Genomic DNA, 12,738 nt, shown 5'->3' with positions numbered 1-12,738 from the left:
TTTTCAAGATGCGTTAAAACTATCGGTTTTCGACGATCAGGCCGCGCGGGTTTCGCTGCTGACGCTCTGTTTGTAGAAGCGATTGCCCCGGAAAAACGTACCGTAGTCGTTAAATCGCACACCCATTTCTTTCATCACTTTATGGGCCGTCGGTGCAGTCCACTGGCGGATGTAAAACGGCTCCCGTACGGCGAAATGGTGAATGGCATGGGTGCTGCCAAAGTTGAAGCAGAACAGCTGCATCGGAACCAGCCACCAGGGGTTCAGAACCTGGCATTGCTGCATCACGTTGCGGGCTTCAACATCTCCATAGTAGTGGATGTTGGAGCTGATGAAGTGCAGGCAGAAGGTGCGCAGGAACGATGGCAGCATGTAGACCACGGCAAAGGTATTCAGAACCCCCAGTACGTTGGCGAATTCGCTGGTCAGGGTAATCGGCGAGCCCAGCGCTTGTGCCGAGAACAGCACCACATGGATGGCAATCCAGCCATGAAACAACAGGTAGTAGAGGTTGCCCAGGGGCGCATAGGCAAGCAGTTGCTGGAGTCGCATTTTCTGAATCTCGCCCCTGGATTCGGGCTTCTGGGAGCGGATATAGTCTTTCACTGCACGCACTGTGGTCCGTGGGCGCAGCAGCACCGCCATCATGTTGTCACCGGTCATCAGTAGCCGTCGCAGTCCCCAGCGCTCACCGTTGGTGATGCCTCGCTCCTCCAGATCGCTTTCGGTACCACTGTACTTGTGGTGGTGCAGGTGCAGATTGCGGCGTACGAACGGGCTGACGGTGCTTGCCCGTGCCAGCCAGCCAACGGCCAGCATCAGATGGTTTGCCCAGGGGCGGTTTTTGAAGTACATGAGGTGGATCAGATCGTGTTCCAGCTCATGGATAAAGGAAGCGAAAATGGCGGTCACGGGAACGCACAGCCACCAGGGAATGATGTCCATAACATACAGCGTGCCGCTGGCAATCATACCCAGTAGCGATACCACCATAATGGAGGCACCAATCAGATTCTGATGCTTCTCAAGCCAGGGGTGCCGGCGGCGTAGGGCGCGGCCCTCCTCTAGCACAGTCTTGCGAATGTGATCGGTTTTCTCGGCATCGGTCATGGTGCTTGGATCTAAAGACATGGTTTGACCCTTTTAACGGGGGTTATCGGCATCCAGGTACCTGATCCTGGCATCTTCAGTTGTTATTGTGGGCGAGGTGGTGCCCGAACCGGGTATGATCAGACGACAAAAAACGATCATTAGACGACAACTACAATGACAACAGTTTCTATCGTTTCCAGCCAACCGACCGTTCCGGGAACCTACGTACTGCTGCTGATCGATGTGGCCGAACGTTGGAGCATATCGGCAGACAGACTGCTGGCGGGGGAAGGCCTGCAGCCGGAAGACTGTTTGCGCAGTGGTTTCCGGTTGCCCAGAGACAGCTTCGCCAACTTGATAGAGCGGGCGGTCAGCCTGACGGGGGAGCCGGGTATCGGATTTTTGCTCGGCCTGCAGATGCGGGTGTCTTGCCACGGGATCATTGGCCAGGCTGCGATGGTCGCGCGCACCCTGGGAGAGGCTTTGGAGATTGCCAGGGCCTACTTTGATATGCCCTCTTCGGACCTTCAGTTGCGCATTGAGCGTGAGGCAGGGCATGAAGGCGACATGGTACGGCTTAGCCTGGGGGAACGAGATGAACGCTATCGGCTGAGCGAAGTCGGCGCACAGTTTCTGCTGACCGGGTTTGCCGCCATGGCGGAAGCCCTGACCGGCCGCAAGCTTAAAGGCGAGGGCGTGATCCGGTTCCCCCGCCCTTCCTTCATGGAACGCTATGACCATCTGGTTGCCGGCAAGCTTCATTTCGACGGAGCCTTCAACGGTTTTATCTTTGATGCGTCGATTCTTGAGTATCCATTGGTGATGTCAGACCCTGTCGCCGCCCGGATTGCCCGGGAGCAGTGCAAGGAAGAGCTGGGCCGGTTGGGTGGGGGGCGTTCCCTGGTTCAGCAGGTGCGAGACCTGGTGTTTGACGAAGAGTTGGGTTTCGCGTCTATGGAAGAGGTGGCGGAGAAACTGAATATCACCCCGCGCACGCTGCAGCGCCGTTTGCAGGCTGAAGGCGTGGCTTTTCGCCAGCTGGTGGAGAGCATTCGCCAGCACCATGCGGAGCGGCTGTTGTTGCTCAATCAGAAAAGTATTGGAGAGGTGTCTGACTTGCTGGGCTATTCTGACGTTACCAACTTCAGCCGGGCCTTCCGGCGCTGGGCAGGGTGTTCGCCTCGGGACTACCTGAAACAACGTGTGGCGGGCCAGCAGCCATGAGCCGTGCGCGCCCGGCTTGAATTTTCGTTGCCCGACCCCATTACCGATCGTAATCCATGTTTTATTAACCAGGTAAATATATGACCGCCTCGCCGTACATCTTTGACGCCACCGCCGACAACTTTCAGCAAAAGGTGATGGAAGCCTCCGCCACTACACCTATTTTGGTGGATGTGTGGGCCGAATGGTGCGCGCCTTGTAAGCAGCTGATGCCGATTCTGCAGAAGCTGGCGGAGGAGTATCAGGGGAATTTCCAGCTCGCCAAGGTGAATGCAGACGAACAGCAGGAGCTGACGGCTTCCCTGGGTGTGCGCAGCCTGCCCACGGTGATTCTGGTGAAAAACGGCCAGGCGGTGGACGGTTTTAACGGTGCCCTGCCGGAAAGCGAGATCCGCAAGGTGCTGGAAAAGCACATCGACGCGCCGTCTGAAGACCCCTACGAGAAAGCCCACGCCCTTTGGGAAGCCGGTGATGTGGACGGTGCCCTGGCCATCCTCACCGAGATGAACCAGAAAGACCCTGAAAACCTGGATGTGCTGATTGACCTGGCCCAGCTGAAAGCCGAGCAGGGCGATCTCGACACCGCCGAGCAGGTACTCAACAGCTTGCCGCCAGAAGAGAAACTGCAGCACAAGGCCAAACAGCTGGCGGCGCGGGTGAAGTTTTTGAAGCAGTCCGGCGAGCTGCCGCCGCAGGCAGAACTGGAAGCCAAACTGGATGCCAATCCGAAAGATCCAGAGGCCCTGCACCAGTTGTCCCTGCACATGGTTTTGCAGGACAAAAACGCCGAAGCCATGGATTTGCTGATTCGCCTGATGCAATCAGATAGCACCTACAAAGACGGTATCGCCAAGACCACGCTGGTGGAGCTGTTCGAGAAGCTGGGTAACAACAATCCGGATGTGCGTACCTACCGCCGTAAACTCTACACCCTGATGCACTGACAACGGGTGGCTGGCCTGGCTGTCAACGTCAGGCCAGCAACGCCACCGATTTGATCAGCGCGTACACCTGCTTGCCCGTTGCCAGCCCCAGTTGCTGGACGGCCCGGGCGGTGATTTCCGCCAACAGCAGTTGACCGTCCGCCGTTCGGCAGGCTACCACGCACCGGTTGTCCCTGGGCGGGTCTATGCGTTCAATGGTCACCGGCAGGTGGTTCTGAATGCTGATGTGTTGAGGGTCTACCAGAGACAAACTGACGTCCCGGGCAAGAATGCTAATCCGGGTTCTGTTCATCCCGGCTGCTAGCGCAGAACTCGTTAACCACAGGCGAGCCTCCGGCGGACCAAAAGGCCGGGCGTTATCTTCTCCCGCTTCACCCAAAGTACCTTCCAGAACTGAAGCCGCACCCGCATCATCGAACAACGGTGAGTCTGTCCGGGCCAGGGCCTCCCGCAAGGTTTCCACGTTCTGAATCTGGCCGTTCTGCATGAACACCACCCGGTCTGCCAGGCGGGTGACCTCATCCGGGGAATGACTAACCATGACAATCGGCACCCCGGATTCCGCTGCCATGCGCGCCAGAAACGGCATGATTTCCCGTTTGGTCTGGGTATCCAGCGCCGCCATGGGTTCGTCCAGTAGCAGCAACTGGGGGCTGATCAACAACGCGCGGCCAAGGGAGAATCGCTGGCGCTGGCCCCCGGAGAGTTGATCAATCCGCCGGTCCAGCAGGTGCTCAATTCCCAGCATGGCGGTTACTTCATCCGGGTGAAGCCGACGTTGCTCCGGCGCTGTTCGTTGGTATCCGTAAAGCAGGTTTTCCCGAGCGGACAGGTGAGGGAGCAGGCTGTGTTCCTGAAACACCAGGCCAATCCTGCGCTTGTGCAGGGGCAGAAACTGCCGGCCCCGTTGCCAGTGCTGCCCGCCAAAGCGCACCACCGCACCCCGTGGCCGTTCCAGGCCGGCGATAATGCGCAGCAGGGTGGTTTTGCCACAACCGGAGCGGCCAAACAGCGCGGTGACACCTTCTAGCGGTAGCTCATGGTTGACCTTGAGTTCGAAGTCCTTGCCGTGGCGAAGATGTGCCTGCAGGTACAGGGTCATAGCTTGGCGACCTCGAACCGGCGGTTAATGCTGTACACCACAAACAAGGTGACAAAGGCGAAGATCAGCAGCATCAGTGACAGGCTATGGGCGGCGTCGTAATTCATGGCCTCGGCGTGATCGTAGATCAAAACCGACAGCACCTTGGTTTCACCCGGAATGCTGCCGCCGAGCATTAAAATAACGCCGAACTCTCCCAGGGTGTGAGCGAAGGTCAGTGTAGCTGCCACCACAAAACCGCCCCGGCTGAGGGGAAATATCACCGTTCGGAACCGGTCCCAGGCGCCGGCGCCCAGACTGCTGGCAACCTCGACCGGGCGCCGGCCTAGGTTGCGAAAGGCTTCCGTCAGCGGCTGCACGGCAAACGGCATGGAATAGATAATCGACGCAATCAGGATGCCCTCAAAGGAAAACGCCAGGTGCTGGAAGCCCCACGCCTCCAGGGTTTGCCCAACCACGCCCCGGGGCCCCAGAGTGATCAGCAGATAGAACCCCAGCACGGTGGGCGGCAGCACCAGTGGCAGCGCCACAATGGCCTGCACTACGGTACGGAACTGGGTGCGCCCTTGCGCCAGCCACCAGGACAAAGGTGCGGCCAGCAATAACAGAATGATGGTGGTATACAGGCAGAGCTTGAAGGTGACTTCAATGGCCTGCCACTCTGCGGGGCCGAGTTGAAACATTGGGGTCCTTTCAGGTGAAGATGCCGGTTGGCCGTGCGCCGGTCAGGGCATTACAAATCCATATTGCTCCATTATAGCGATTGCCTGCTCCGAGGCCTTGAAATCGGCAAAACGCATGACCTCGGGTTTATTGCCTCCGCGGCGGGTAACCACATAACCCTGAGTCAGCGGGTTGTGAAGGCTGTCGTCAATCAGGTGGTGACTGTGGGCGGCGAGCTCCGGAAACTTCGCCAGGGACAGTGCAATCACACCCACCTGAGCGGCACCAGACGCGGTCATCTGCGCTGCGTGGGCAATGTTCTCACCGAACACCAGTTTGGGTTGCACCGACGCCCATACGCCGGCCGCCTGCATGGCTTCCTTGGCGCGCAGTCCATAAGGTGCATGGGCCGGCTGGGCGATGGCGATGCGGGTAATGGAATCCGAAGTAAGGTCATTCAGGGTCAGGCTGCCGGCGTCCAGGGTGTTGCTCCAGAGAACTATCCGGCCAATGGCGTAGGCCGCGGGCGGGGTAGCCGTCAGCCCTTCCTGCTCGAGCCGCTTGGGAAACGCAATGTCTGCTGAGAAAAAGATATCGTAGGGCGCACCGTTCATGATTTGCGTGGTCATCTTTCCGGAGGAACCGTATACCACCTGCACATTGGAGTCGGGGTTGGCTTCGCGATACAGCTCAATGATGTCGTCCAGGGCATAGCGCAAATCCGAGGCAGCCGCGATGCGCACCAGTTCGCCCGCCTGGAGGCTGCAGGTAAACAGGAAGGTGGACAGCAGGGCCTGCACTCGACAAGGCTTGAACCACTGATACATCCCGAATCCCCCAAACAACGTATTCTGGTTTAAAAAAGCGCAAGGCAGCGCAACCGTTTTACCGCAACGAACAGAGTAACATGCTAAAACTCCCGCCCCAGCCTGACAACTGTGAACTGTGCGAACGCGCCGTGCCCAGCCTCACTCGCCATCACCTTATACCCAAACATCTGCACCGCAAAAAACGGTTTCAGAAGCTGTTCAGTAAAGAGGACCTGATCACCCGCACCTTGTGGGTGTGCCGGCCATGCCACAATGCCATTCATCGGGCGCGTTCGGAGCATGAGTTGGGGTTGCACTTCAACACGCGGGAACAGCTGCTGGAAATGGAGGAGGTGAGGGCGTTTGTGGAATGGATTCGGGATAAGCCTGCGGGGTTTGTGCCGAAGAGGGGGAGATGAACAAGCCCGCCGCAGCGGGCCTGTTATCAGGGGGTTACGCCTTCCCCTGCTTCATCGCCTCAAACTCATCCTCAAAGAAGAACTTCTCTTCCCCGAAGGCAGGCTCAAGCTCGTGCAGCCAGGTGGCGGTTTCGCTGTACTTGGCGAAGAACGGGCGCTGTACCCAGTCCGGGTTGCGGCCCTGCAGGAAGCGCAGTACGAACACTTTTTCGCCTTTGATTTCGGTAATGCCCTGTACTTCCACCTTGCCGGGGCCGGCGCTCATGCTGGGGCCGCGGGCGGTGCGTGCCAGGCCGCTGACCTTTTTCATGGCCTCGCGGTAGATGTGGTAGGCCTCTGCCAGGGGTACTTCGAAGTAGTTCTTGGCGCCGGTATCCCGTTCTACAAACATGTAGTAGGGGATGATGCCCAGCTTCACTTCTTTCTTCCACAGCTTGGCCCAGGCGTCGGCATCGTCGTTCACGTGTTTGATCAGTGGGCCCTGGGCGCGGATCTCGGCACCGGTGGCGCGGATGCGGCGGATGGCCTCTTCCGCGATGTCGGTGGTGATCTCCTGCCAGTGGTTGTAGTGGGCCATGATGGCCACGTGCTTGCCGCCATCAACCAGTTTGGCGAACAGTTCGATCAGCTCGTCGGCGTCCTTGTCGGTCACGAAACGGTACGGCCAGAAGGTTAGCGCCTTGGTGCCGATGCGGATGGTCTGGATGTGGTCGAACTCCGACTGCAGCAGAGGCTCCAGGTACTGAACCAGGTTCTTGGTCTTCATGACCATGGGGTCGCCACCGGTCACCAGCAGGTCGGTCACTTCGGTGTGCTCCTGCAGGTAGCCGTGCAGTTTCTCAGCATCGGTGCTGGCCATTTTCAGGTCTTTGTCACCGACAAACTGCGCCCAGCGGAAGCAGAAGGTGCAGTAGCTGTGGCAGGTCTGGCCCTGGGACGGGAAGAACAGCACGGTTTCGCGGTACTTGTGCTGCACGCCGTCCAGCACTTCGCCGTCCAGCTCCGGCATGTTCATTTCCATCTGGCCGGCCGGGTGTGGGTTCAATTCGTCCCGGATTTCCTTGGCCACGGCCTGAATGTCCTTCTTGTCGGCACCCTCGCGATGCAGTGCCGCCATTCTTTCGTAATGTTCGTCCTTGAGCATACCCTTTTGAGGGAATACGAGCTGATAGATTGGATCGTTCGGTACCTTGTCCCAGTTGATCAGTTCGTTGATCACATATTCGTTGACCCGGAATGGCAGCACGCTGGCCACCACTTTCATTTCGAACAGGGTCTCTTCGGGGAGATTCTGGATCGCCTCAATTTTATCGAGCTGGCGGTCGGTAAAAACCTTGAACCGGCGTTCCTCGAATTCCTGAACCGGGATGCGGTTCGGAAAGGTGACGATGGAGTTCATAGATCGCCCTCTGATTAGGTGCCAAAGATAAAAGGAGGGGTGGTTACCTCCTTCACTGGTTAAAAAACGGGCAGGCAAGTATACATAAATCGAAATTCATTTTCAGGTCTAATTAATAATTCAGGGTTTGGCGGCTGAGTTCATTGCCTAAAATCACCGAATATCGCTAATTTAAAGCGAAATGGCGCGAAAATCGCAGATTTGTTTGGGTTTAAGGTGTTTAGTATGGCGATGCAATTTGTAAGTACCAATGCGCTCATACATTGGTCTGATGCCTGGTTGTGAAAGTCATCGAAACCGGACATTATTGCGTAACTAATCTAAATAAAGTCGCTGCTTTGGCATTTCAAACGGCTGTTTGTTTGTTTTTTTGGCTAATTTTGTAGTAAAAGTACGAAAGTTTTGACGTGCGGCGCGCCCAGTACAGCCGCTGTCGGGAAGTACGGGGCCAAAAGCTCCGCCCGAAGCTGACCGGCGCTGCAGGAAATATGTGAAAGCTGTTCTATGCTTGAGGGAGGTCAAACGCGCTACTAAGCATTTCTCGCAAGCTGATGTATCCACAATAAAACTGCAGTTAATCGCAGCATTTCAAGTTTGCACCGTGACAGGCTGCTGATCGTGGCCCACGTGGCACCTTTTGAGTCCAAGGGGAGGGTTTGATGTACCAGGATGATGATCCCATTGAAACCAGTGAATGGCTTGATGCGCTGGAATCTCTGATCGAGAACGAAGGCGTTGATCGGGCCAAATACATTCTGGAGCGTTTGTCTGAGCGCGCCAGCAGAGATGGCACAGCACTGCCGTATTCCATCACTACACCGTTCCGCAACAGCATTCCGGTGGCCAAACAGGCCCAGATGCCGGGTGACCTGTTTATGGAGCGCCGAATTCGCTCGCTGATCCGCTGGAACGCCATGGCCATGGTGGTGCGAGCCAACAAACGCCCGGGTGATTTGGGCGGGCATATTTCCACCTTCTCTTCTGCCGCCACATTGTATGACGTGGGCTTCAACTATTTCTTCCACGGTGGCGACGACAAGCGGGAATCTGACCTGGTGTACTTCCAGGGCCACGCAGCGCCAGGTATCTACGCGCGCTCCTTCCTGGAAGGCCGCTTTACGGAAGAACAGCTCGATAAATACCGGGAAGAGGTAGACGGCGAAGGCCTGTCCTCCTATCCACACCCCTGGCTGATGCCGGATTACTGGCAGTTCCCCACGGTGTCTATGGGTTTGGGGCCAATCCAGGCGATCTATCAGGCTCACGTAATGAAGTACCTGCACAGCCGTGAGCTGACCGATATGGACAACCGCAAGGTGTGGGCGTTTATCGGTGACGGCGAGTGCGACGAGCCGGAAACCCTCGGTTCTATTTCCAAGGCCGGTCGTGAGAACCTGGATAACCTGATCTTCGTGGTGAACTGCAACCTGCAGCGGCTGGACGGGCCGGTGCGTGGTAACGGCAAAATCATCCAGGAGCTTGAAGGCGTGTTCCGTGGTGCCGGCTGGAACGTGATCAAAGTCGTGTGGGGCCGCCATTGGGACCCGCTCTACGCCAAAGACGAAAATGGCGCCATGCAGCGTGCCATGGATGAAATCTGCGACGGCGACCTGCAGAACTTCAGCTTCAAGGGCCCAGCTTACACTCGTAAGGAATTCTTCGGTCGTTATCCGGAACTGGCGAAGCTGGTTGAGGACATGTCCGATGAAGAGATCAGCAAGCTCAACCGCGGCGGCCATGATCCCTACAAAGTCTATGCCGCCTACCACAAGGCGGTGAACCAGGCCAACGGCAAGCCGACGGTCATTCTGGCTCACACCATCAAGGGCTACGGCTTTGGTGCGGCGGGCGAAGCCCAGAACACCGCCCACTCCCTTAAGAAACTGGACATCGACACCCTGAAGGAATTCCGGGACCGTTTCGGCGTGCCCCTGAAAGACGACGAGCTGGAAGAGGTGCCCTACTACCGCCCGGCGCCAGACAGCCCGGAACTGGTGTACATGAAAAAGCGCCGGCAGGATCTCGGCGGCTTCTATCCGAAGCGCAACAAGGATTGCCAGCCACTGCAGATTCCGGAGCTGGATATCTTCAAGCAAGTATTGGAAGGCTCTGACGGCCGTGCTATCTCAACCACCATGGCGTTTGTGCGCATTCTGAGTGCCTTGGTGAAAGACAAGCGCATCGGCAAGCGTGTGGTGCCTATCGTTCCGGACGAAGCTCGCACCTTTGGTATGGAAGGTATGTTCCGTCAACTCGGTATCTACACCTCCGAAGGCCAGAAGTACGTGCCCCAAGATCGTGACCAGATCATGTACTACCGGGAAGACAAGAAAGGCCAGATCATGCAGGAGGGCATCAACGAAGCCGGTGCCATGGCTACCTGGATGGCCGCTGCCACTTCCTACAGCACCAACAGCTACCCGCTGATTCCGTTCTATGTGTTCTATTCCATGTTCGGCTTCCAGCGTGTGGGCGACCTGGCCTGGGCCTCCGGCGACATGCAGGCCCGCGGCTTCCTGATTGGCGGTACCGCCGGCCGAACCACCCTGAACGGTGAAGGCCTGCAGCATCAGGATGGCCACAGCCACGTACTGGCCAACACCATTCCGAACTGCAAGGCCTACGACCCGGCCTACGGTTACGAAATGGCCGTGGTGATTCGCCACGGCATGAAAGAAATGTTCGAAGACAACAAAAACGTCTTCTACTACCTGACCATCGAAAACGAAAACTACGAACAGCCTGCCATGCCGAAAGACTGCGAAGACGGCATCATCAAGGGCATGTACAAGTATGAATCGGTGGAAACCAAGGGCCGCAAGAAGAGCCCGAGGGTTCAGCTGCTGGGTGCCGGCGCGATCATGAACGAAGTGCGCGAAGCCGCCCAGATGCTGAAAGACGACTGGGGCGTAGCCTCCGACGTGTGGAGCGTGACCAGCTTTAACGAACTGGCCCGTGACGGTCAGCACGTAGAGCGCTGGAACCACCTGCACCCGGACGACAAGCCGCGCCAGGCTTACGTTACCCAGTGCCTGGAGAAGGCCCAGGGGCCGGTGGTGTCTGCCACCGACTACATCAAGCTGCACTCCGAGCAGTTGCGGGCCTTTATCCCGAAAACCTTTATGACTTTGGGCACAGACGGTTTCGGCCGTAGCGATACCCGCGAGAAGCTGCGTAGCTTCTTTGAGGTGGACCGCTACTACATCACCGTCACCGCCCTGTCTGCCCTGGCCAAAGATGGTGAGATCAAGCTTGAACAGGTTCTCGAAGCCATGCGCAAGTACGGAATCGATCGCAATAAAACGAACCCGGTGCTGAGCTAAGGAGACCGCCATGAGTGAACAGGAAATCAAGGTTCCCGATCTCGGCGGTGCTGATGAAGTCGAGGTCATCGAAATCATCGTCAGTGCAGGGGACTCCGTTGAAGAAGAAGATCCGATTCTGACCGTAGAATCCGACAAAGCCTCTGTGGAACTGCCGGCGCCCGCCGCCGGCAAGATCACCAAGATCACCGTCAAGGTGGGTGATAAGGTTAAGGAAGGCGACGTTATCGGCATGATGGAAGGTGGTGCTGGCGGCTCCGAAGATGCCGGTAGTGACAAAGCGGACGAGCCCGAACCGAAAGCAGAAAGTAAAACCGAGGCGAAAGCGGAAGACAGCAAACCGGTGCCGAAGAAAAAGTCCGGCGGCTCACGCACCGAAGTGGTGAAGGTGCCGTCACTGGATGGCTTTGACGATGTGCCGGTGATCGAAATCAACGTGGCCGAGGGCGACACCGTTGGCGAAGATGATCCGCTGGTGACGGTGGAATCCGATAAGGCCACCATGGAAATTCCGTCGCCCTACGCCGGCAAGATTGGCAAGATTCTGGTGAAGGAAGGTGACAAGCTTTCCGAGGGTGTTGACCTGCTGGAAATGACCATCGAAGAGGATGGTGGCGACGAGGAAGAAGCGTCAGATTCCGGGGAAAGCGCCAAGGCAGAAAACCAGGAGGCCAAACCCGAAGCAAAAGCCGATAAGCAGGAAGCCGCGCCCCAGCCACAGGGTTCTACCTACGAGCCACCGGCACCGGGCACTAAGGTGCACGCCGGCCCCGCCGTGCGCAAATTGGCCCGGGAACTGGGGGCAGATCTCACACGGGTGAAGGGGTCCGGCCCGAAAAACCGAATCCTGAAAGACGACGTGCACGCCTATGTGAAGAGCCAGCTGCAGCAGGTCCAGCAGGGCACCGGTGTCGCCACAGGCTCCGGCATTCCCGGCGTGAAGCTGCCGGATTTCAGCCAGTTTGGTGAAGTGGAGCGCGAAGGCATGTCCCGCATGATGGCGGCCACCGCCACCAACATGCAGCGTAGCTGGTTGAACGTACCCCACGTAACCCAGTTCGACGATGCCGACATCACCGAGATGGAAGACTTCCGCAAGGCCCAGAAAACGGCCGGCGAAAAGCGTGGCGTGAAGATGACCCCACTGCCGTTCCTGCTCAAGGCCTGCGCCGCCGCGTTGGCGGAACTGCCTCAGTTCAACGTGTCCCTGGACATGGAACGCAAAGAGGTGGTGCGCAAGAAGTACATCCACATCGGCATTGCCGTGGATACACCCCACGGCCTGATGGTGCCGGTCATCCGGGACGTTGACCAGAAAGGCCTGTGGGAACTGGCCGCCGAAAGCGCCGAACTGGCCCAGAAGGCGAGGGACAAGCAGCTGAAGCCGGCAGAAATGCAGGGCGCCTGCTTTACCATCACCAGCCTGGGCGGCATTGGCGGCACCGCGTTCACACCCATCGTGAACACGCCGGAAGTGGCCATCCTGGGTGTCTCCAAGGCATCCATGAAGCCGGTGTGGGACGGCAAGGCATTCCAGCCGAGGCTGATGCTGCCGCTGTCGTTGTCTTACGACCACCGTGCGGTGAACGGGGCGGATGCCGCCCGGTTTACCAACCTGCTGGCGCAGCTGTTGGGAGATATTCGTACCCTGCTGCTGTAGTCCTGAATTGAGGGCCGCTCCGTAGCTTCTTAGTGGCGGGGCGGCTTTCTCGTCTTTGCGTTGAGCCTGGCCAAACCTATACCAATTTGCTGCATCAGATTCG

10 protein-coding genes are annotated in these 12,738 nt (G+C 57.7%); 5 read left to right on the top strand and 5 right to left on the bottom strand.

Going from position 1 to position 12,738, the window contains the following annotated elements; genetic code table 11:
- Window positions 1–36: 36 nt before the first annotated feature.
- Entirely contained in the window at window positions 37–1,131 is a 1,095-nt protein-coding gene (locus ACTZWX_RS08425) for a fatty acid desaturase (RefSeq protein WP_444713556.1), read from the bottom strand.
- A 135-nt stretch (window positions 1,132–1,266) separates the two neighbouring features.
- Here ACTZWX_RS08425 and ACTZWX_RS08420 point away from each other — a divergent pair, with 135 nt between their 5' ends.
- Both ACTZWX_RS08420 and trxA read left to right on the top strand, forming a co-directional pair.
- On the top strand, window positions 1,267–2,316 hold the full coding sequence (locus ACTZWX_RS08420; RefSeq protein WP_444713555.1) for an AraC family transcriptional regulator: 1,050 nt from the start codon (window positions 1,267–1,269) through the stop codon (window positions 2,314–2,316).
- Window positions 2,317–2,396: 80 nt separating this feature from the next.
- Window positions 2,397–3,260 (top strand): thioredoxin, encoded by an 864-nt coding sequence (gene trxA / locus ACTZWX_RS08415; RefSeq protein WP_420194562.1) that lies wholly within the window; start codon window positions 2,397–2,399, stop codon window positions 3,258–3,260.
- Between the two features lie 28 nt (window positions 3,261–3,288).
- Here trxA and modC read toward each other — a convergent pair whose 3' ends face one another.
- Genes modC through modA form a run of 3 tightly spaced genes read right to left on the bottom strand, consistent with a single transcriptional unit; the run spans window position 3,289 to window position 5,852 of the window.
- Window positions 3,289–4,362, bottom strand: coding sequence for a molybdenum ABC transporter ATP-binding protein (gene modC / locus ACTZWX_RS08410; RefSeq protein ID WP_444713554.1), 1,074 nt, complete (start codon window positions 4,360–4,362; stop codon window positions 3,289–3,291).
- Window positions 4,359–5,045, bottom strand: coding sequence for a molybdate ABC transporter permease subunit (gene modB / locus ACTZWX_RS08405; RefSeq protein ID WP_444713553.1), 687 nt, complete (start codon window positions 5,043–5,045; stop codon window positions 4,359–4,361). The genes modC and modB overlap by 4 nt, the downstream gene beginning before the upstream one ends.
- A gap of 42 nt (window positions 5,046–5,087) precedes the next feature.
- Window positions 5,088–5,852: a molybdate ABC transporter substrate-binding protein gene (gene modA, locus ACTZWX_RS08400; RefSeq protein ID WP_444713552.1), complete on the bottom strand. Its 765-nt coding sequence runs from the start codon at window positions 5,850–5,852 to the stop codon at window positions 5,088–5,090.
- 80 nt (window positions 5,853–5,932) lie between these two features.
- Between modA and ACTZWX_RS08395 the strand changes: the two genes are divergently transcribed.
- Window positions 5,933–6,253 carry a hypothetical protein gene (locus ACTZWX_RS08395; RefSeq protein WP_444713551.1) on the top strand — a complete coding sequence of 107 codons (321 nt, stop codon included), beginning with the start codon at window positions 5,933–5,935 and terminating at the stop codon, window positions 6,251–6,253.
- Window positions 6,254–6,287: 34 nt separating this feature from the next.
- Here the strand turns inward: ACTZWX_RS08395 and ACTZWX_RS08390 are convergent, their stop codons facing one another.
- Entirely contained in the window at window positions 6,288–7,652 is a 1,365-nt protein-coding gene (locus ACTZWX_RS08390; protein ID WP_444713550.1) for a KamA family radical SAM protein, read from the bottom strand.
- A 659-nt stretch (window positions 7,653–8,311) separates the two neighbouring features.
- Here ACTZWX_RS08390 and aceE point away from each other — a divergent pair.
- Window positions 8,312–10,975, top strand: a complete 2,664-nt coding sequence (aceE, locus tag ACTZWX_RS08385; RefSeq protein WP_444713549.1) for a pyruvate dehydrogenase (acetyl-transferring), homodimeric type — start codon at window positions 8,312–8,314, stop codon at window positions 10,973–10,975.
- 10 nt (window positions 10,976–10,985) lie between these two features.
- Window positions 10,986–12,635 (top strand): dihydrolipoyllysine-residue acetyltransferase, encoded by a 1,650-nt coding sequence (aceF, locus tag ACTZWX_RS08380; protein ID WP_444713548.1) that lies wholly within the window; start codon window positions 10,986–10,988, stop codon window positions 12,633–12,635.
- Window positions 12,636–12,738: the final 103 nt, after the last annotated feature.

The organism is Marinobacter sp. NSM, from assembly GCF_052380025.1.
Classification (GTDB): domain Bacteria; phylum Pseudomonadota; class Gammaproteobacteria; order Pseudomonadales; family Oleiphilaceae; genus Marinobacter.
Note: the sequence above shows the minus strand (reverse complement) of the source record. Positions and strands in the feature narration are given on the sequence as shown.

Bases quoted from the DNA above. Each gene is read 5' to 3' on its own strand.
- ACTZWX_RS08420 (WP_444713555.1), top strand. From the start codon at position 1,267: ATGACAACAGTTTCTATCGTTTCCAGCCAACCGACCGTTCCGGGAACC.
- trxA (WP_420194562.1), top strand. From the start codon at position 2,397: ATGACCGCCTCGCCGTACATCTTTGACGCCACCGCCGACAACTTTCAG.
- modB (WP_444713553.1), bottom strand. From the start codon at position 5,045: ATGTTTCAACTCGGCCCCGCAGAGTGGCAGGCCATTGAAGTCACCTTC.
- aceF (WP_444713548.1), top strand. From the start codon at position 10,986: ATGAGTGAACAGGAAATCAAGGTTCCCGATCTCGGCGGTGCTGATGAA.
- ACTZWX_RS08395 (WP_444713551.1), top strand. From the start codon at position 5,933: ATGCTAAAACTCCCGCCCCAGCCTGACAACTGTGAACTGTGCGAACGC.
- ACTZWX_RS08425 (WP_444713556.1), bottom strand. From the start codon at position 1,131: ATGTCTTTAGATCCAAGCACCATGACCGATGCCGAGAAAACCGATCAC.
- aceE (WP_444713549.1), top strand. From the start codon at position 8,312: ATGTACCAGGATGATGATCCCATTGAAACCAGTGAATGGCTTGATGCG.
- modC (WP_444713554.1), bottom strand. From the start codon at position 4,362: ATGACCCTGTACCTGCAGGCACATCTTCGCCACGGCAAGGACTTCGAA.
- ACTZWX_RS08390 (WP_444713550.1), bottom strand. From the start codon at position 7,652: ATGAACTCCATCGTCACCTTTCCGAACCGCATCCCGGTTCAGGAATTC.
- modA (WP_444713552.1), bottom strand. From the start codon at position 5,852: ATGTATCAGTGGTTCAAGCCTTGTCGAGTGCAGGCCCTGCTGTCCACC.